The sequence below is a fragment of the Aliiroseovarius lamellibrachiae genome, assembly GCF_018599245.1.
In the GTDB taxonomy this organism is placed as follows: Bacteria; Pseudomonadota; Alphaproteobacteria; order Rhodobacterales; family Rhodobacteraceae; genus Aliiroseovarius; species Aliiroseovarius lamellibrachiae.
Genome location: NZ_JAHEVJ010000001.1, coordinates 592,374 through 610,927, shown reverse-complemented (window position 1 = coordinate 610,927; position 18,554 = coordinate 592,374). Strand labels below are relative to the sequence as shown.

General features: G+C 54.9%; 17 protein-coding genes. 9 read left to right on the top strand and 8 right to left on the bottom strand.

Going from position 1 to position 18,554, the window contains the following annotated elements; all coding sequences use genetic code 11:
* The first annotated feature begins 113 nt into the window (after positions 1–113).
* Positions 114–989 carry a hypothetical protein gene (locus KKW20_RS03045; protein ID WP_214565914.1) on the top strand — a complete coding sequence of 292 codons (876 nt, stop codon included), beginning with the start codon at positions 114–116 and terminating at the stop codon, positions 987–989.
* Positions 990–1,046: 57 nt separating this feature from the next.
* Here the strand turns inward: KKW20_RS03045 and KKW20_RS03040 are convergent, their stop codons facing one another.
* A complete protein-coding gene (locus KKW20_RS03040; protein WP_214565913.1) occupies positions 1,047–1,304 on the bottom strand; it encodes a DUF2312 domain-containing protein in 258 nt (85 codons plus the stop codon).
* Between the two features lie 174 nt (positions 1,305–1,478).
* Between KKW20_RS03040 and KKW20_RS03035 the strand changes: the two genes are divergently transcribed.
* On the top strand, positions 1,479–1,694 hold the full coding sequence (locus tag KKW20_RS03035) for a hypothetical protein (RefSeq protein ID WP_214565912.1): 216 nt from the start codon (positions 1,479–1,481) through the stop codon (positions 1,692–1,694).
* A 31-nt stretch (positions 1,695–1,725) separates the two neighbouring features.
* Here KKW20_RS03035 and KKW20_RS03030 read toward each other — a convergent pair whose 3' ends face one another.
* The 7 genes from KKW20_RS03030 to KKW20_RS03000 form a co-directional block, all read right to left on the bottom strand.
* The gene (locus KKW20_RS03030; protein ID WP_214565911.1) at positions 1,726–3,819 is read right to left on the bottom strand and encodes a 3-hydroxyacyl-CoA dehydrogenase NAD-binding domain-containing protein; all 2,094 of its coding nucleotides are present in this window, start codon (positions 3,817–3,819) and stop codon (positions 1,726–1,728) included.
* 143 nt (positions 3,820–3,962) lie between these two features.
* Entirely contained in the window at positions 3,963–4,277 is a 315-nt protein-coding gene (locus KKW20_RS03025; protein WP_214565910.1) for a TraR/DksA family transcriptional regulator, read from the bottom strand.
* 141 nt (positions 4,278–4,418) lie between these two features.
* Positions 4,419–5,600 (bottom strand): FliM/FliN family flagellar motor switch protein, encoded by a 1,182-nt coding sequence (locus KKW20_RS03020; RefSeq protein WP_214565909.1) that lies wholly within the window; start codon positions 5,598–5,600, stop codon positions 4,419–4,421.
* Between the two features lie 103 nt (positions 5,601–5,703).
* Positions 5,704–8,382, bottom strand: coding sequence for an ATP-binding protein (locus KKW20_RS03015; protein ID WP_246534402.1), 2,679 nt, complete (start codon positions 8,380–8,382; stop codon positions 5,704–5,706).
* Entirely contained in the window at positions 8,382–8,663 is a 282-nt protein-coding gene (locus KKW20_RS03010) for a hypothetical protein (protein ID WP_214565908.1), read from the bottom strand. Before KKW20_RS03010 ends, KKW20_RS03015 begins: the two co-directional genes overlap by 1 nt.
* Before the next feature lie 7 nt (positions 8,664–8,670).
* The gene (locus KKW20_RS03005) at positions 8,671–9,039 is read right to left on the bottom strand and encodes a response regulator transcription factor (RefSeq protein ID WP_214566076.1); all 369 of its coding nucleotides are present in this window, start codon (positions 9,037–9,039) and stop codon (positions 8,671–8,673) included.
* Between the two features lie 187 nt (positions 9,040–9,226).
* Positions 9,227–10,561 (bottom strand): XRE family transcriptional regulator, encoded by a 1,335-nt coding sequence (locus KKW20_RS03000; RefSeq protein WP_214565906.1) that lies wholly within the window; start codon positions 10,559–10,561, stop codon positions 9,227–9,229.
* A gap of 218 nt (positions 10,562–10,779) precedes the next feature.
* Here KKW20_RS03000 and KKW20_RS02995 point away from each other — a divergent pair, with 218 nt between their 5' ends.
* The 7 genes from KKW20_RS02995 to KKW20_RS02965 all read left to right on the top strand — a co-directional run bounded on the left by KKW20_RS02995 (position 10,780) and on the right by KKW20_RS02965 (position 18,554).
* Positions 10,780–12,123: a substrate-binding protein gene (locus KKW20_RS02995; protein WP_214566074.1), complete on the top strand. Its 1,344-nt coding sequence runs from the start codon at positions 10,780–10,782 to the stop codon at positions 12,121–12,123.
* A gap of 107 nt (positions 12,124–12,230) precedes the next feature.
* Positions 12,231–13,262 (top strand): branched-chain amino acid ABC transporter permease, encoded by a 1,032-nt coding sequence (locus tag KKW20_RS02990; RefSeq protein WP_214565904.1) that lies wholly within the window; start codon positions 12,231–12,233, stop codon positions 13,260–13,262.
* Between the two features lie 3 nt (positions 13,263–13,265).
* Entirely contained in the window at positions 13,266–14,483 is a 1,218-nt protein-coding gene (locus KKW20_RS02985; protein ID WP_214565902.1) for a branched-chain amino acid ABC transporter permease, read from the top strand.
* A gap of 14 nt (positions 14,484–14,497) precedes the next feature.
* Complete coding sequence (locus KKW20_RS02980) at positions 14,498–15,256, top strand: ABC transporter ATP-binding protein (RefSeq protein WP_214565900.1); 759 nt, start codon at positions 14,498–14,500, stop codon at positions 15,254–15,256.
* 25 nt (positions 15,257–15,281) lie between these two features.
* Positions 15,282–16,067, top strand: coding sequence for an ABC transporter ATP-binding protein (locus tag KKW20_RS02975; RefSeq protein WP_214566072.1), 786 nt, complete (start codon positions 15,282–15,284; stop codon positions 16,065–16,067).
* A gap of 89 nt (positions 16,068–16,156) precedes the next feature.
* Positions 16,157–18,103, top strand: coding sequence for an acetate--CoA ligase (gene acs, locus KKW20_RS02970; protein WP_214565898.1), 1,947 nt, complete (start codon positions 16,157–16,159; stop codon positions 18,101–18,103).
* 178 nt (positions 18,104–18,281) lie between these two features.
* Positions 18,282–18,554, top strand: coding sequence for a glycine zipper 2TM domain-containing protein (locus KKW20_RS02965; RefSeq protein ID WP_214565897.1), 273 nt, complete (start codon positions 18,282–18,284; stop codon positions 18,552–18,554).

Below are 18,554 nucleotides of genomic sequence, written 5' to 3'. Positions count from 1 at the left end.
GCGTTAACTCGAGTCTTTTGCTTGGTCATCCCCTGCCCATAACCCAATTGTGGTTTATCTGTCCAGAAAAGCCCCATATGTTTGGATAAGAAACCAACAGGACACAGACCAAGATGAAGTTCTCTTTTCACATCGGCGCACATTGCACGGATGACGAGCAATTGCTGCGATCGCTGCTGAAAAACGCAGGCCTCTTGGCAGAAGAAGGTGTGTGCGTGCCCGGTCCCAGTCGTTATCGGGGCATTCTTGCGGATGCTCTAAATAAGTTGAACGGTGAAAAGGCCGACTTAGATACCCAAGAAATGCTAATAGAGCATTTTGTTGACTTGGAAAACGCCGATAGGATCATCTTTGGCCATGAGAACTTTCTCGGCGCGCCCTTCCGGGCGCTTGAGGGCGGGATGCTCTACCCGCTCGCAGAACGAAATACAATGCGGCTGCGCAACCTGTTCCCGATGCATCAGGTGGAGTTTTTCATGGGGATGCGCGATATCGCCACCTTGATCCCTGCCCTTGCGGCAAAAGTCCCCGAAGACCGCTTGGCACAGCTTTTAAATGGCGTGGATCCACGCCAACTTTATTGGTCAGACACGCTTCATGCGATGCGCGAGGCCACGCCAGACTGCCCAATCACGGTCTGGTGCAACGAGGATACGCCGTTGGTCTGGCCGGAAATCTTACACGAGGTGACCGGCCTTGACCCTCATGTCCGGTTGCAGGGCGGCCTGGATGTCTTGCATCAAATCATGGCCAAAGAGGGCATGCAGCGCCTTAAGGCGTATCTCGACACGCACCCAATCCACAACGAAATCCAACGTCGGCGGGTGTTGGCGGCCTTTTTGGATAAGTTTGCGCTTGATGACGAAGTCAACGAGGAAATTACGCTGCCGGGCTGGACAGAAGATCTGATGGAAGAACTCTCGCAAACCTATGATGAGGATATGCGCGAGATCAAATCCATCTCTGGCGTGAGTTTGATCAGCGTATAGGGCGCATAGAAAAGCCCGCAAAAAGCGGGCTGTTCATAGCACAAAAGGCGGAGCATTTTACATACCAAGCGCTTCTTTATACATTTCAAGTACCGCTTCTTCTTCGGCAATATCATCTTTGTCGCGCTTACGCAGTGCAATCACTTTACGCATAACCTTTGTGTCATAGCCACGCCCCTTGGCTTCGGCCATGACCTCTTTTTGCTGTTCAGCAATGTCTTTCTTTTCCATTTCAAGCCGTTCAAAACGCTCGATAAACTGGCGAAGTTCGTCGGCAGTCACTCGGTAACTCATGTCAGAATTTTGATCGTCCATATTATCCTCTCGGGCGTCTATTGGCGTTGCGGACCATGACTAACCAGAACCTTGCCGCCCTTCAAGGGGTTGCGCACGCGACACTTGCAGGTTAGGCGCATTCTCACCAAATTGTTTCGTATGACACCGCCACTCTGGGTCGCACGAAACCTGTCAAAGAGATGAGGTGTGTCTATGGAATGGCTGATCATTGTTGGCGCAGTTGTGTCTTTTATTGGGCTGGTCGGATTGGTTCTCAGCGCCGTGAAGGTGATGAAAGCCAAACGCGCCGGCCTAGAGGATGCGGCTTTGCGGGCGCGCATTCAAAAAGCGATGGTGCTGAATATGGGGGCCATGGCCCTGTCGGTGCTGGGCCTGATGTGTGTGATCCTCGGGGTCACACTGTCCTGACCCCCCCGCTGACAGAGAGCGTTTCTCGGCGCTATTGCTCATTCAAATCAGAAAAATGCCGACCATTTTTGATCAACTCCGCAAAAAGAGGGCTCGGAGACCAAAATTGGCGTTCTTCGGGCTGATAAGATTTTAGCGCATTTTCTACAGTCAGCAGCCCCAGCTGATCCGCCGCCATCATCGGACCTCCGCGATGTCGCGGGTACCCATAGCCATAAAGCTCAACCACATCGATATCCGACGGGCGCAAGGCCACAGCTTCATCCAAAAGTCGCGCGCCTTCATTGGCCATCGCCGCAACACAGCGCATTTGGATTTCATCGTCAGAAAAGCTGCGAGGGGCAATCCCTTTTTCCAGTCGCTCGGCATCAATAATCGCCAAAACATCAGGGTTTTCGATTGGGCCATTTTCGCCGCCGTAAACGTAATATCCTCGGCCGGTTTTCTGGCCGAACCAGCCCTTTTCACAAATCTTATCACCGATAGCGACATACCGATCTTTCGGGTTCCGCACCGCCGCAAGGCGTTTGCGCCGCGCCCAGGAAATATCCAACCCAGCCATATCCAGCACCTGATATGGGCCCAGCGGAAATCCATAAACTCGCATTGCGTGATCAATTTGCGCAGGGGTTGCGCCATCTTCGACCATAAAATCCGCTGCCAATCGATAAGCCGCCAAAATACGATTGCCAATAAACCCATCAGCCACTCCGGCTCGCACTGGGACCTTTCGTAGTTTTTTAGCCAAGGCAAACCCCGTGGCCACGACATTAGGATCAGTCTTGGACCCTACCACCACCTCAAGCAATTTCATGATGTGGGCGGGCGAGAAAAAGTGATATCCAACCACATCTTCTGGGCGGGAAATCGTCGCTGCCAGCGCATCAATATCCAAATATGAGGTGTTGGTCGCCAAGATCGCGCCAGAGCGCATGACCTGATCCAATTGCGCGAAGACATCACGCTTCACTGTCTCATCCTCAAACACGGCCTCAATGACCAGATCCACAGCACCCAGGTCTTGCATGTCTGTACTGCCGGTCAGCCGCGCCATCCGATCTGACTGAGTTTGCGCATCGATGCGCCCCTTCGCCACGGAGTTTTCATAATTGGTGCGGATCTTGGCAAGCCCCGCCTCTAGGCCTTCGGAATTGCGTTCAAGGAGGGTGACAGGAAAGCCCGCGTCGAGGCAGGATATCGCGATGCCGGACCCCATGGTCCCTGCCCCAACAACTCCTATTGTTTTCACCTCACGCAGCGTCGCCCCTTCTCGCTCGGGAATTTTTGCGGCACGGCGCTCAGCAAAAAATGCGTGGCGCAGAGCCACAGCTTGGGGGCCAGTTTCAAGCTCATCAAAGGCCTGGCGCTCCATCGCTAGTCCGACCTCAAACGGCAGCAAACTTGCCGCTTCTACACAGTTGATGATACGCGCAATGTTAACGCGTTGCGTGGTTGCATGCCGGGTGCGCGCAGCGGCGACAGCTGTGGCAAAACCCGCAGGATCCCCAAGCCCCACTGTTTGCGCGCGCGTCGGGCGTGGCCCCGCATTATGCGCGATCAAATTACGCGCGGTTGCCATCGTGGCTTGGCGCAGGTTCTTGTTTACGGCTTTGTCGATCAACCCCGTTGCTTCGGCCTGCTGCGCATGAACGGGTTTGCCCGAAAGCATCATGTCCAATGCCACCTCTGCGCCGACCAGACGCGGCAAGCGCTGCGTACCTCCACCGCCCGGCAACACGCCCAAATTCACTTCGGGAAGGCCCATTTTGGCGGACTTGTCTGCAAGGCGAAAATGGCAGGCCAAAGCCAACTCTAATCCTCCGCCGAGGGCCGTGCCATGGATTTCAGCGATCACAGGCTTGGAGCAAGCTTCCAACCGATCACAGACCTGAGAAAGGATCGGTGCAGCCCGTGGAGAGCCAAACTCACGCACATCCGCGCCCGCCGGAAAGGTCCGCCCCTCGGCACGAAGGATCACTGCGCGCACAGTGTCATCTTGTGCAATTGCCCCAAGATGGGTCCACAACCCTTCGCGCACCGCATGGCCAAGCGCGTTTACGGGTGGATTGTCCATAGTCAGAATGGCCACCCCATCTAGGACTTCACAAGTGACAGCTTCGCTCATCATCCTCTCCTTATTTGTTCCCAAAAGGGGGGATTTTCTTTGCAAAAGTCAATGCACGGTGCGCGTGCCCCGCAACTTTACCGACCAACCGGTCGATAATGCAGCAGATGTGTCACACAGAAAGCATTATGAGGTGGCGCAGACTATGCACACTTCTGACAATACGGCGTATGGGGAACCACAGCCAATCGTTCCTCCGAAATCTCGTCACAACATTTGACACAAATCCCGAACTCGCCCTCGTCGATCCTGCGAAGTGCTGCGCGGATTTTAACAATTTCGTCTTGCCCGGACGTCCCCAACCCTTCGAGGACCTCTTCCTCTTCCCGTTCAACGGCCAGTTCTTCCCAATCTTTTGACTGATGGCTGTCTAATTCATCTTCAATGCCGTGAAGGCGTACATCAAGTTCCTGCAGCCTTTTTTGCAAGGTCTTGCGAAATTTCTCCGTATTGATCATCGCAGATCTCCTTTCAAATCGATGCTGACACCCCGATGGATTAGGGGCATTGATACAGGTCAAGGATATAGCGATGTATTCGCCGACTGGATCACGCCCGCGGCTTTGTACCCATCACCAACTGCCTTTGCGTTATTCTTCTCAATCCGTCAGGCTTAGATCCGAAAGGTCCGGTAAATTGGAAAGATCCCCCAGTCCTTCGAGCGGCGGCAGGTCAGGCGCATCCACACCGCCCATCGGCGGCAAATCAGGAAGCTCCGCTAGATCGGGTAGGTCCATCATTTCTGGCGCTGCCGATAAGGGGGCAGCTGCCAGTTCGCCACCACCTAGATCGGTGGCATTGGCCATCATATTTGAGGTTTCTGGCATCGCAACGGCAGCGCTTGCTGTCATAGGCTCCATCATTGCAGCCCCACTGCCTGCAAAGTCGGTTTCGGCATTGGGATCCGCAGTCAAATTCACACAAACAGCGCGATGTCCAGCCGTTGCGCCGAGGCGACCAAGGCTGATTTTTTCGCCAAAAATGTCTTCAAGCATGACCCGGACAACCGCATCACGCGGCACGGATATCTGCGCCCCAACCGTCAAGGCCGTAACATCCGCCAATGTCATCTCTACCCGGTGAAGCACGGCGTTCATGTCGGTTTGCGTATCCATTGCAATTTCGGCCATTACCCCCTCTTGATCACCTGCGTCACATGCGCCGGTTGCGGGCTTTGCCCGTGGCAAATCGTAGGGCATGACCAGTGTCATCTGACCTTCTTTAGATTTTCTCTCCAGGTCAATCGTGACATTGAAAACCCGATAAGGGATATCCTCCAGCGCCATCTGAATCGCCCGCGGATCCTCAAGAGCCATCGCGTATTGAAACCCCGCCAGGGCAGGTGCCACAGGCAAGCTCGCTTCTAATGTCTCGGCATGAAACCGATCCAAAATCGCATTGCAGAAATCAACGCACATGATGGCGTCAGTGCGCGTTGGCGCTCGGGGGGCGGCAGGACTGGGAACCACACGGCCGGTTGTCTGCTTTTCAATCAATGCGGCCATCAGTTGCGGGTTGAAAAGTGCAAGCCCCAACCGGCCACACTCGCCTTGCAGCAAGGCCAGCAACGAATGTTCCTCGATGCCCTCGACCAAAGGGGTTAAAACGGAACGCGACATTTCGACAGAAGTGGCGATTACCTCCATTTCCATGCAATCATCACCAGCGCGCGCCACCGCCAAACGCAATGCAAGCTCCGGCGTCACCCGCCCGATTTCGGGGGGTGGCCGACCTTCGCCCGCGAGGCGACGTTTGACATTTGATCGGTTTGGTTCGCTCATTTTTCTGCCTGAAACTCTTGATCTGAAAGTTGCCCAGACAAGGTTTACAAATCGTTGATTTTAAGAAAATATCCGGTGATTTCATTGCATTTGCTATAGAAAATCACATTGCGACAGGCAAGGTCACCCGAAACGCGGCGCCGTTTTGCCCAGGCAGGTATGTCACCGTGCCGCCAAGTTTGTCCATAATTTCACGACAAATCGCCAGCCCCAAGCCCGCACCACCAGCCGCGGCCTGGTCTGACAGGCGCGAGAATTTCTCAAAGATCACCGTTTGGCTTTCGGGCGGAATTCCCCCCCCATTATCGACAAAATCAATGCGCAATTCACCGAGCTTCTGGCTGACGTTAATCTCAAGGCAGGGGGCCGGCGCCTCGCAGTATTTTGCGGCATTTGCAATAAGATTGATAAACACCTGCGCCAGGCGATCTGTATCGGTATAAAGCCCAATTGCCTCGGTCTCGGGGGTGCGCCGAATGGCAATACCCCCGGCAGACAGCGAACTGGTCGCCGCCACCGCGCGATCCAAAACAAACGACAATGGTTCGTGCTGTGGATAGAGTTGCACCTGTCCGTTTTCCAACACGCTGAGGTCCAGCAGATCATCCAACAAACGGGTCAACCGAACGGCTTCTCCGTGAATGATCATGGCATATTTCTCTTGTGCCGCATGATCCAGATCGCTTTCGCGCAGGATTTCAGAAAATGCGCGGATCGAGGTCATTGGCGTCCGGAGTTCATGGCTGATCTGGCTAAGAAACGCATCCTTTTGGATCGAAAGCTGGGTCAGTTTTTCATTTACTTCTGACAAGCGCCGCGCGGTGGTGGTGAGCTCTTTTTGCTGCGCCTCGAGCTGCGAAGAATGCTCTAGCATTTGTTGGGTTTCATCGGCCACCGCCATCAAATCCTCAACCGAAACAGACGCCCCACCGACTATTTGTCCAACCATTGCATGGGCGGTCGCCGCGCCAACAGACCCAGCCAGTTCACGCTCTAATCGAGCAATGAAATCTGGTGTTGTATCAGGTAGATACCCACCTTTCCCCTGATCAGAAGCTTGCGCCTGAAACAGGGTTTGCGCCTCGTCTGCCCCCATGATCCGTTGCGCCATGATCAATAGGTCCTCTGCTTCGGCCCCCGCGTGTGCCCAGCCTTTGGTGCTGGCGGAATGTTCAAATACATTGACGAATTGCGCCCCCTGCAGGCGTTCCAGAGGCGACGGGAAAGAAACCAGGGAGACCACGATAAATGCCCCAGTATTGATCAGCATCGACCAAAACAGCGCATGGACCACGGGATCAAGCCCCGCCAGACCAAAGAGCGCACGAGGCCGCAGCCATTCCAACCCCCACGGGCCATTGGTCAACATCTGCGCGCTCATAATCCCAGCCTCGCCAAAGCTGGGCAAAAACAATGTATAGGCCCAGACCGCAAACCCCGCGATCAAGCCAACTGCCGCGCCATTTCGCGCAGCCCCACGCCAGACAATCCCCCCCAGCAATGCGGGCAAAACTTGCGCCACACCTGCAAATGAGATCAAGCCAATTGCCGCAAGCTCTGCCCCGCCTCCCGAAAAATAGTAGTAGAGATAGCCAAGCAACAACACGGCCCCAATCGACAATCGGCGCGAGGTTAACACAAGATGGCGCACATCGCCTGAAACCGTGGCGCCCTCATCCCTGCGGGCCGACAGCCAAATCGGCATGACAATGTGGTTTGAGACCATCGTGGATAAAGCAATCGACGCCACGATGACCATGGAGGTCGCGGAACTGAAGCCCCCCAGGAACGACAGCATCGCCAGACCTTGTTGGTTGTAGTGCAGCGGCAAGGTCAGCACGAAAAGATCAGGATTGGCGTCTGGCGGCAAAACATTGAGACCTGCAACCGCAATAGGAACAACAAAGAGGCTCATCAACATGAGATACGTTGGGAAAGCCCAAGATGCCGTGGCCAATTGGCGCTCATCGACATTCTCGACAACCAGCACCTGAAACATCCGTGGCAAGGTCAGAAATGCGGCAGCCGACAAAAAGGTCAACCCCGCCCAACGACCGGGGTTGATATTCCAATTAGAAATAGGGCTTTCTGTTATCATCTCGGCAATTTCGGTGGTGCCGCCAGCCACGCCCCACACCACAAAGATCCCAACCGCCATCAGAGCAATCAGTTTAACCACGGCCTCAACTGCAATCGCGGTGACAACACCGTGATGGCGTTCATTGGCGTCTAGATTTCGAGTGCCAAAAAGGATCGTGAAAAGCGCAAGCCCAACCGCCACCCAAAGGGCGGTTGCAGACAGGTCAACCCCGTCGAACCCACCGGGGGCGGCCGCCGCAAAAACAGAAAAAGATAGCGTAACAGATTGAAGTTGAAGGGCAATGTAAGGTGTCGTCCCAACGACAGCGAGCAATGTCACAAGCACGCCAAGCCCGTTTGACTTTCCATAGCGCGAGGAAATCAGATCCGCGATGGATGTCACCCGCTGCGCGCGGCCAATCCGCACCAGCTTACGTAAAATCCACCACCAGCCAATCATCACCAATGTCGGCCCCAGATAGATTGTCACATATTCCAACCCCGAACGCGCGGCATATCCTACCGCTCCGTAGAAGGTCCAAGCGGTACAGTAAACAGACAGCGACAGGGTATAAATCAGCGGCAGACCCAACCAGTTGGATCCCCCTTGGCTGGCCCGTTTGTCCGCGCCAAACGCCACCAAAAACAGGAACACCACATACGCAAGGCAGACCAGGACAAGAATGTTGAACGGCAGCGCCATCAACGCGTGTCCTCCACTCCATGCCCCGGTGGCGATGCTTCATCTGATCCTGTTTTTGCCAGCCGTCGCGACAAAGTCGCGGCCACCACAATCAACACAACCCAGACCACAAAGACATAGACCAGCCAGCCAGCCGTACCATTGCCCCCTTGCCCCGCAGCCAACAGGGGTTGCATGAACAAGATCACGCCCAGAAACGGCAGCAACCGTGCGGCATCTGAAATCCGCCGACGCCGGTAATTCTGTCGCGCCAGAAACAAAGGTTCACGAGAGGGATTCATGTCGACCCTACGCCTCTACAAGCGCACGCATAGTTTCGAGAACTTCTGCATTGGAAAACGGCTTGGTCATGAATTTATTCACCCCAAGGCGCTCGGCCAATTCGCGGTCATTTTTCTGACCACGCGCGGTCAGCATTAGAACCGGCAGGTCCTTCGTCGTCTCATTCGCACGTAAATCTTGCAAGATATCATATCCCGACCGCCCCGGCAGCATCACGTCAAGGATCAGGGCATCCGGCCCCAGCTTCAGCACAGCCTCCACCGCCGTTTCGCCATTCGAATGCGTGGCCACCACCCAACCATCGCGGCTGAGGATAAAGCTGATTGCTTCGATAATGTTGGGTTCATCTTCGATCACCAAAACATTCCGCGGCAACGTTACCGCCGCTGATGGTTCGGGATCGCCCCCCGTCTTTAGATCAGGCGTCTGATCGCTCATTTGGTCCATTTTCCTCCCCAGATCTACCCCAGAAGGCGATCTGCGCCGCCTGTCCCCGTGCAACTATGAGAAAATCCGCGCCGCATGTCAAAAGACTTGATCATTTATGATCCGCCTCCCTGCATCATTGCGCATCGCTCAGGATCGACGGTTCACGCCGCGCCGCGCAATCCGCAAGCGCGCACACCCGACAAGACGATCCCACCTTGGCGGCGCGCCCCCCGAAGGGTGCGGCTTCATCTTCCGGAAGGATCAGCATGGTGACTTCGATCAAGGGCGGGACATCAAAGCGTGGAGACCCAAAGGTGTTGGCGATGGCAAGACATAAAAACCGTTTTGGTGTACGCCCGCCCATCTCCACCAAACCCGAAACCGGCGATCCGGGGCGTGCCAATGCGTGATACATCGGCCAATGCGGGCAACCCGCCCCAAACCGCGGCAATGCAAACCCAGAAACCGGCCGCCGATAGGTGATCGCGCCTGCCCCATCGCAAATGAGCAACCCGGGCCCACGCGAACCGTTCCCGTCCGCGCCTTTTTCGCCAGGCAAACAGGCTGCGCGGCGCAACACCCGATCAAGCGGTTGGCCAAACATTTCGGCAAGGGCCGCGGCATCGCCCGGAACGCGACGCCATTCCTGCAGGAACCGATCCAGCGGCAGGGCCAGCGCATCTTCAACATACCGCTCCAACCAAGCTTCCGCGAGGGTCCGCGCCTCACCCGTTTTCAAACGCTCTGATCCGGAAACCAATTGTGCGATCTGCGCCCCCAATTCGAGAAACCCATCCTCAAGCGCAGGGAAATGGTGGTTGTGATCTGACAAAAACCCCGCCAGCTCTTCTTGCGGCACCAAGGGGGTGGTTTCCAGATCGGTGCCTGTATCGAGATAATCCACCAACCCTTGTGCGGAATCTGACAATCGGCGGCTTTCTTCGCGCATATTTCGCAAAAAGCGTACCTGCCACTCGGGGTCGATGTCCTGCCCTTCTGAAAGAATAGAGGCGGTGGACCGAATGGCGGTCACGGTGGAAATCACCTCATGTAGGCTCGCGGCGAGCTGCGGGTCATGGGTGAACCGGTCTGTCAGGGTTTCAACCGTTAACTCCAGTTCCTCTATCCGCCTGTGCTGAGCTGCGATCAAACTTGTCCATCCGGGAAAACGGCCAGCCAAATCCTCTACCTTTTCAGTCTCGGCCCCGGCCTGTGGCACGCGAACCGCAGCGTTGCGCAATGTGCCGACCAGCGCGTCCTCTGCCCCTTCGGTCAGCTGTACAGGATCGACGGCCAAGGCCTTGGCCAAATCATTTAACAGCTTGCCGCCGATTCTGCGGCGGTTGTGTTCAATCAAATTCAGGTATGCGGCCGATATTCCAACCCCACGCGCAAGGGCAGCCTGCTTCACGCCTAAATACAGGCGTCTTTCGCGAATTCGGCTTCCGGTCAGGCGCGACTGTGGCATGAGTTTTCCTTGTTATTTGAGGGACTTTCTGCAGGTGCGAGAAAAAAACTTTACAAAATAGTTAATCCGCCTGTTCATTCATTAACAAAATTATCGTTATTTTAAAAGCCCTTGTTGCGAAATTTTCATTCCCCAACGTAAGATGAATGTGTTCTGTAAAAGGACATGGGTGCGCGCGGAGGAGGTGCGGACCCAAAATGACCAAACGGGAGGATTACATGTCCAATTCGAATTTCACGCGTCGCGGCTTGCTCAAAACCAGCGCTGTTGCTGGTGCAGGCGTTGCGCTGCCGACGATTTTTACAGCTTCGTCAGCTGCTGCTTACACAAACGAACCCACCGGTGGCACCGTCACCCTTGGCTTTAACGTGCCACAAACCGGCCCTTATGCGGATGAGGGTGCAGATGAGCTGCGCGCCTATCAGCTGGCTGTTGAGCACCTGAACGGCGAAGGCGACGGCGGCATGCTGAACACCTTTAGCTCTAAGGCGCTTCAGGGGAACGGTATCTTGGGTAAGAAGGTCGAATATGTGACCGGCGACACCCAAACCAAATCAGACGCGGCGCGCGCGTCAGCCAAGTCGATGATCGAAAAAGACGGCGCAGTGATGATCACTGGCGGCTCTTCTTCGGGTGTTGCGATCGCTGTTCAAGGTCTGTGCCAAGAAGCTGGCGTGATCTTCATGGCGGGTCTGACCCACTCAAACGACACCACCGGTAAAGATAAGAAAGCCAACGGCTTCCGTCACTTCTTTAACGCATATATGTCAGGCGCTGCTTTGGCACCTGTGCTTGCGGCGCGTTACGGTAGCGACCGTAAAGCCTATCACCTGACCGCTGACTACACTTGGGGTTGGACGCAGGAAGCGTCAATCAAGGCGGCGACCGAAGCTTTGGGTTGGGAAACTGTGAACGCGGTGAAGACACCTCTGTCAGCCACCGACTTCTCATCCTACATCACGCCCGTTCTGCAAACAGACGCAGACGTTCTGGTTCTGAACCACTACGGCGGCAACATGGTGAACTCGCTGACCAACGCGGTTCAGTTTGGGCTGCGTGAAAAGCAGGTCAATGGCCGTAACTTTGAAATCGTTGTTCCATTGTTCTCGCGCCTGATGGCGCGTGGTGCTGGTGAAAACATCAAAGGCATTCTGGGTTCAACCAACTGGCATTGGTCGCTGACCGACGCTGGTTCGGCTGCCTTCGTGAAATCCTTCGGCACCAAATACGGCTTCCCACCGTCGCAGGCGGCCCATACTGTGTACTGTCAGACCCTGCTTTATGCTGATGCATGTGAGCGTGCTGGCACCCACAATCCTTGTGGTGTTGGTGAAGCGCTGGAAGGCTTTGAGTTTGACGGTCTGGGCAATGGTAAGACAATTTACCGCGCCGACGACCACCAGTGCTTTAAAGACGTGCTGGTTGTGAAGGGTAAAGACAACCCAACATCAGAGTTTGACCTTCTGGAAGTGGTGGAAATCACCCCGGCAGAGCAAGTGACTTATGATCCAAACCACCCAATGTTTGCGGGCGGGAACCTGGGTCAGTGTAACGCTGGCTAAGCGTTAGCTTTCAACAAAATCGACCCGCGCATCTTGGTGCGCGGGACACCTGAACCGGCCCCAATCAAGGGGATCGGGTTCTTAAACTATACTTAATGGTGGGGACTATGGACGCCATTCTTCTTCAGACCCTGAACGGGCTCGACAAGGGCTCTGCCTACGCGATGATCGCGCTCGGGCTTACACTCATCTTCGGCACATTGGGTGTTGTGAACTTTGCCCACGGGGCTTTGTTCATGATCGGCGCCTTCTGCGCGGTTACAATGCAACGCCTGTTTAGCATCAGCTTCGAGACGCTTGATCCGACGCAGACCGATTTTCTTGGCAACCCGCTTAAGGTCAAGACGCCTTATGTGGAAAGCTGGTTTGGACCAGAGATGGGGGCATCAATCATTGATTGGTCGGTTCCATTGGCCATTGTCTTTTCAATCCCAATTATGCTGTTTGTCGGTTATGCGATGGAACGCGGGTTGATCAAACATTTCTACAAACGTCCCCACGCTGACCAGATCCTAGTGACCTTTGGTCTGGCAATTGTGATGCAAGAGCTGATCAAGCATTATTACGGCGCCAACCCGATCCCCACCTCGGCACCGGATGCGTTCAAAGGCAGCTTTGACTTCGGGACGATGCTTGGGTTTGACCCCAACGTCATCATCTATCCTTACTGGCGCCTCGTCTATTTTGCCTTCTCTGCCATCGTGATTGGCGCGGTTTTTGCCTTCCTTCGTTTTACCACCTTCGGGATGGTTGTGCGCGCGGGCATGGCGGATCGCGAAACGGTCGGGCTTTTGGGCATCAACATCGACAAGCGTTTCACCATCATGTTTGGCATCGCTGCCGCAGTGGCCGGGCTTGCCGGGGTGATGTATGCGCCGATCAACTCACCAAATTATCACATGGGCATGGACTTCTTGGTGCTGAGCTTTGTTGTGGTTGTTGTCGGCGGCATGGGCAGCTTGCCCGGTGCGGTGCTCGCGGGCTTTATGCTGGGTATTTTGGAAAGCTTTGCGTCGATGAACTGGATCAAGGATATCATCCCCGGCATCGACCAAATCATCATCTACCTGGTGGCCATTCTCATTCTACTCACCCGCCCTCGTGGCCTGATGGGTCGCAAAGGCGTGATGGAGGACTGATCAATGCTTGGACTTGATAAAAAAGATATGAAATTCCTGCTGATTGTCACCTTCCTGACATTGGCAACCCCGATCCTTCTGCAACCCTTCCCCGAAGGGTCTGGCTTGGCCCAGTTTAACGCAGGCTATCCTGATCTGATGCAACGCTTTGCCATCTTCGGCATCTTTGCGATCGGCTTTAACATCCTGTTTGGCCTTACCGGCTATCTCTCGTTTGGTCACGCGGCCTTTCTGGGTGTGGGATCTTATTCGGCGGTTTGGATGTTCAAGCTGCTGTCGATGAACGTCCTGCCGGGGTTGGTCCTTGCGGTGATCATGTCGGGCCTGTTTGCTTTGGTCATCGGCTATGTCAGTTTGCGCCGCTCCGGGATCTACTTTTCGATCCTGACGCTGGCCTTTGCACAGATGAGCTATAACCTCGCGTATTCGGTGCTGACCCCGATCACCAATGGTGAAACCGGTCTGCAAGTGACCTTGAATGACCCACGTATCTTGGGCCAACAGGTTTCTGCAAGCGGCAACGTGCCCGGCACGCATTTCTTTGGAATTGAAATGGGCGCTGCGCAGAAAATCGCAATCGGCTCATGGGAGTTCACCTTCTCTGCTGGTTACTATTTCTGTGCCATCATCGCGATCATCGCCTTTTACCTTAGCCTGCGCATCTTCCGTTCGCCGTTTGGTCTGATGTTGCGTGCGATTAAATCGAACCAGCAACGCCTGAACTATACCGGGTTGAACGCACGGCCTTATACGCTTGCGGCGTTCGTGATCTCCGGCATGTATGCGGGTCTTGCGGGTGGGCTTCTCGCCTCAATGGATCCCCTTGCAGGTGCAGAGCGCATGCAGTGGACCGCCTCTGGCGAAGTTGTTCTGATGACCATTCTTGGCGGCGTCGGCACCATGATGGGCCCGGTTCTGGGTGCAGGCGTGATCAAATACATGGAAAACATCTTTTCCAAGATCAACGACCAAGTGTTGCACCAATGGTTTGGCTGGTTGCCTGATAGTTTGGAAAGCATTGTCATCTGGGCGGCCGAACATTTCGTGGGCTCAGGCTGGCACATGACATCCGGCGTGCTCTTTATGATCGTGGTGATCTTTTTGCCAGGCGGTCTTGTTGAGGGCGGCCAGCGTATCAAGAGCTATTTCAAGAACCGCCGTGGGGGCGACAGTGACGACCCCGAGCATCACCCGAAACAAGCGCCCCATGTGGCTGAGTAAAAGGAGACGGAAAGATGGGAATTCTTGAAGTCAAAGGCGTTGGCAAACGTTTCGGTGGTCTGCAAGCCCTTGGGGATGTGAACCTAAGCGTGCAGGAAAATACCGTGCATGCCATCATCGGCCCCAATGGGGCGGGAAAATCCACATTGCTGAACTGCTTTGTGGGCAAGCTGATCCCCGACACTGGTTCGGTAATGTTTGACGGCCAGTCTTTGTTGGGTCGTACGCCGTATGAAATCACCCAAATGGGGGTAAGCCGTGTGTTCCAAACACCTGAGATCTTTGGAGATCTCAATGTGATGGAAAACATGATGATCCCTTGCTTTGCCAAACGCGACGGCAGCTTTCGAATGCATGCTTTTGAAAGCGTCGCGGAAGAAACGGATCTGGTTGAAAAAGCCGAGCAAATGCTGATTGACGTGAATATGATCGACAAGCGGCATATGCATGCGTCTTCGATGTCACGCGGTGACAAGCGCCGGTTAGAAATGGCCATGTGCCTGGTGCAGGATCCGAAACTCCTGCTGCTGGACGAGCCCACCGCGGGCATGGCACGCGCTGACACCAACAACACGATCGACTTGTTAAAAGAGATCAAAGAAAAGCGCGACATCACCATGGCCATTATTGAACATGATATGCATGTTGTGTTCTCGTTGGCCGACCGGATCACTGTTTTGGCACAGGGCACCCCCCTTGTCGAAGACAGTCCTGACAAAATCAAAGACCACCCTAAGGTACGCGAAGCGTATCTGGGTGAGACACAGCAATAAGGAGCATGACATGGCAGATTCATCAATGACAGAGACATTGCTCAAAGATCAACCCACGCCCAACGGCAAGGATTTCTCAAAGAACCGCAACCACGCCGCCACGGCACCCGCTTATTTCTCGGTCTGGGACCTGCATGCGTATTATGGCGAAAGCTATATTGTGCAGGGTGTCAGCTTTAATGTGCATGAGGGTGAAATCCTTGCCCTCTTGGGCCGTAACGGTGCGGGGAAAACGTCAACCTTGCGCGCCATCGCGCGGATGGATGAACCGATGGTCACCCACGGCGAGATTTGGCTGGACCATGCGCATTTGCACGATCGCAAAAGCTATGAGGCTGCCCAGTTGGGCATGGCTTTGGTGCCAGAAGATCGCTGCATCATTCAGGGTCTGACCGTCGAAGAAAACCTGCAACTGGCGCAAATTGTGGAACCGGTTGGTTGGTCATTGGAGCGCGTCTATGAACTCTTTCCCCGTTTGAAAGAGCGCCGCAAGCAGGAAGGCACAACGCTTTCGGGTGGGGAACAACAGATGCTTGCCATCGCCCGCGCCTTGGTGCGTGACATCAAAGTGCTGCTTTTGGATGAGCCATACGAGGGCCTTGCACCGGTGATTGTTGATGAGATCGAAAAGACGCTCAACATCATCAAAGAACAGGGCATTACCACAGTGATCGTGGAACAAAACGCCGTGCGCGCACTTCAGCTCGCCGATCGCGCTGTGATCCTTGATACCGGCAGTGTGGTCTATGATGGGTCCGCGAGCGAAGTGCTTGAAAACGAAGCGCTTCGTAACGAATACCTCGCGATCTAACGGCCGCGCAAACATTCCCTCTGGACAGGGGAGCCAACAGGTGCTCCCCTGCTCTGAACCAGAACATGACGACAGGAAGAGGCTCACCAATGAGTGACAAAACCTACCCGCCCTCAGCCGAATTTATTGCAAATGCCCATATTGATGCGGCCAAATACGCCGCAATGTATGATGCCAGTGTGAATGACGCCGACAATTTCTGGCGCGAACACTCGGCCCGTCTTGATTGGACCAAGGCGCCGACCGTCATGAAAAACGTGAGCTTTGCGTACCCTGACGTCTCAATCAAATGGTTTGAAGATGGCGAGTTGAACATCGCCGCCAACTGTATTGACCGCCATTTGGCGACCCGCGCAGATCAGACCGCGATCATCTGGGAAGCCGATGATCCAAATGTTTCCAAGCACATCACCTATCGCGAATTGCATGAGAATGTTTGCAAACTTGCAAATGTTTACAAAGAGATGGGTGTTGGCAAAGGCGACCGGGTTGTTCTTTATCTTCCGATGATCCCCGAAGCCGCTTATGCGATGCTGGCCTGTGCCCGTCTTGGGGCCATCCATTCGATCGTCTTTGCTGGCTTTTCACCAGAAGCCCTTGCGGCACGCGTCGAAGGTTGTGGCGCTGCCCTTGTGGTCACCGCAGATGAAGCACCACGCGGCGGGCGCAATACGCCGCTGAAATCCAACGTGGATGCCGCCCTTGAGCATGGCGATTTGGGCAAGACACCCGTTCTGGTGGTGGAACGCACCGGCGGCGACGTTGCCATGGTAGAAGGGCGCGACCACAGCTATTCTGCGATGATGGCAAATGCTTCGGCCGATTGCCCCGCTGCTCCCATGAACGCAGAGGATCCGCTGTTTATCCTCTACACCTCAGGCTCAACAGGCCAACCAAAAGGCGTTGTACACACTTCTGGCGGCTATCTTCTTTGGGCCTCAATGACCCATGAATACGTGTTCGACTACCACGAAGGTGACGTTTATTGGTGTACCGCAGACGTGGGATGGGTCACCGGCCACAGCTATATCGTCTATGGTCCGCTGGCCAATGGCGCGACAACCGTGATGTTTGAAGGCGTGCCCACTTACCCGGATGCGTCACGCTTTTGGCAGGTTTGTGAAAAACACAAGGTCAACCAATTTTACACAGCCCCGACCGCAATCCGTGCCCTGATGGCGCGTGGCGAAGAGTTTGTGACCAAATGTGACCTCTCATCGCTTAAGGTGCTGGGCACCGTGGGCGAACCGATCAACCCCGAGGCCTGGAATTGGTACAATGACGTTGTCGGCAAAGGCACCTGCCCCATCGTTGATACTTGGTGGCAAACCGAAACCGGCGGGCATCTTCTGACCCCCCTGCCCGGTGCGACCGCAACCAAACCAGGGTCGGCCACAACGCCGTTTTTCGGGGTTCAACCGGTCATCCTCGAGCCAACCTCTGGCGAAGAAATCACCACCACCGAAGCCGAAGGCGTATTGTGCATGAAAGACAGCTGGCCGGGTCAGATGCGCTCGGTCTACGGTGATCATGATCGCTTTGTGGCGACCTATTTCGCCGACTACAAAGGATATTATTTTACCGGTGATGGCTGCCGTCGCGACGCTGATGGGTATTACTGGATCACCGGCCGTGTGGATGATGTGATCAATGTCTCTGGGCACCGTATGGGCACCGCAGAAGTGGAAAGCGCGCTGGTTGCACACCCCAAAGTCTCCGAGGCTGCCGTTGTTGGTTTCCCACATGATATCAAAGGGCAAGGCATCTATTGCTATGTCACTTTGATGGATGGGGAAGAATACACAGACGATCTGAAAACGGAACTGCGCAACTGGGTCCGCACCGAAATTGGCCCCATTGCCAGCCCCGATCACATCCAATGGTCCCCCGGCCTGCCGAAAACCCGTTCGGGCAAGATTATGCGCCGTATCTTGCGCAAAATTGCCGAGGATGATTTCGGCGCGCTTGGCGATACGTCCACTTTGGCGGATCCTTCCGTGGTTGATGACCTGATCGAAAACCGCCTGAAACGCTAACCCACCTCCCCGAGAGGGCCCCAGGGTCGGGGTCCTCACCTTTCAGCGCCGGTGCTTTTGCATCGGCGTTTTTTTGTGCGCTGGTTGTCGCCGGTTTTATAGGCCCCAAATTGAAGGTTTGCCTGTTTGCCGCGAACGGTAAAAGCTAAAGCGGCAAGCAAAATTATAAGGATAGATCATGTATAAACACCTCATCACCTTGTCATTTGCCACCAGCCTTGGCCTGGTCGGTTGTCAGCAACTTCCTGCAGATCAGCAAAGAGCCATCAGCACAGGCGCAGGTGCCGTCACAGGGTTAGCCCTCGCTGATTTGCTGGGTGCCAACACAAATTGGAAGATTGTCGCGACCTTGGCCGGTGCCGCAGCGGGCAATCTGATCGCGAAAAACAATGAGACGCAGGAATGCGCCTATGCAAACGGCAATGGCGGATATTACACCGCGCCTTGTTAA

Bases quoted from the DNA above. Each gene is read 5' to 3' on its own strand.
- KKW20_RS03035 (WP_214565912.1), top strand. From the start codon at position 1,479: ATGGAATGGCTGATCATTGTTGGCGCAGTTGTGTCTTTTATTGGGCTG.
- KKW20_RS02990 (WP_214565904.1), top strand. From the start codon at position 12,231: ATGGACGCCATTCTTCTTCAGACCCTGAACGGGCTCGACAAGGGCTCT.
- KKW20_RS03020 (WP_214565909.1), bottom strand. From the start codon at position 5,600: ATGAGCGAACCAAACCGATCAAATGTCAAACGTCGCCTCGCGGGCGAA.
- KKW20_RS03010 (WP_214565908.1), bottom strand. From the start codon at position 8,663: ATGAATCCCTCTCGTGAACCTTTGTTTCTGGCGCGACAGAATTACCGG.
- acs (WP_214565898.1), top strand. From the start codon at position 16,157: ATGAGTGACAAAACCTACCCGCCCTCAGCCGAATTTATTGCAAATGCC.
- KKW20_RS03000 (WP_214565906.1), bottom strand. From the start codon at position 10,561: ATGCCACAGTCGCGCCTGACCGGAAGCCGAATTCGCGAAAGACGCCTG.
- KKW20_RS03040 (WP_214565913.1), bottom strand. From the start codon at position 1,304: ATGGACGATCAAAATTCTGACATGAGTTACCGAGTGACTGCCGACGAA.
- KKW20_RS02995 (WP_214566074.1), top strand. From the start codon at position 10,780: ATGTCCAATTCGAATTTCACGCGTCGCGGCTTGCTCAAAACCAGCGCT.
- KKW20_RS02985 (WP_214565902.1), top strand. From the start codon at position 13,266: ATGCTTGGACTTGATAAAAAAGATATGAAATTCCTGCTGATTGTCACC.
- KKW20_RS03015 (WP_246534402.1), bottom strand. From the start codon at position 8,382: ATGGCGCTGCCGTTCAACATTCTTGTCCTGGTCTGCCTTGCGTATGTG.
- KKW20_RS02965 (WP_214565897.1), top strand. From the start codon at position 18,282: ATGTATAAACACCTCATCACCTTGTCATTTGCCACCAGCCTTGGCCTG.
- KKW20_RS03025 (WP_214565910.1), bottom strand. From the start codon at position 4,277: ATGATCAATACGGAGAAATTTCGCAAGACCTTGCAAAAAAGGCTGCAG.
- KKW20_RS03045 (WP_214565914.1), top strand. From the start codon at position 114: ATGAAGTTCTCTTTTCACATCGGCGCACATTGCACGGATGACGAGCAA.
- KKW20_RS03030 (WP_214565911.1), bottom strand. From the start codon at position 3,819: ATGAGCGAAGCTGTCACTTGTGAAGTCCTAGATGGGGTGGCCATTCTG.
- KKW20_RS02980 (WP_214565900.1), top strand. From the start codon at position 14,498: ATGGGAATTCTTGAAGTCAAAGGCGTTGGCAAACGTTTCGGTGGTCTG.
- KKW20_RS02975 (WP_214566072.1), top strand. From the start codon at position 15,282: ATGACAGAGACATTGCTCAAAGATCAACCCACGCCCAACGGCAAGGAT.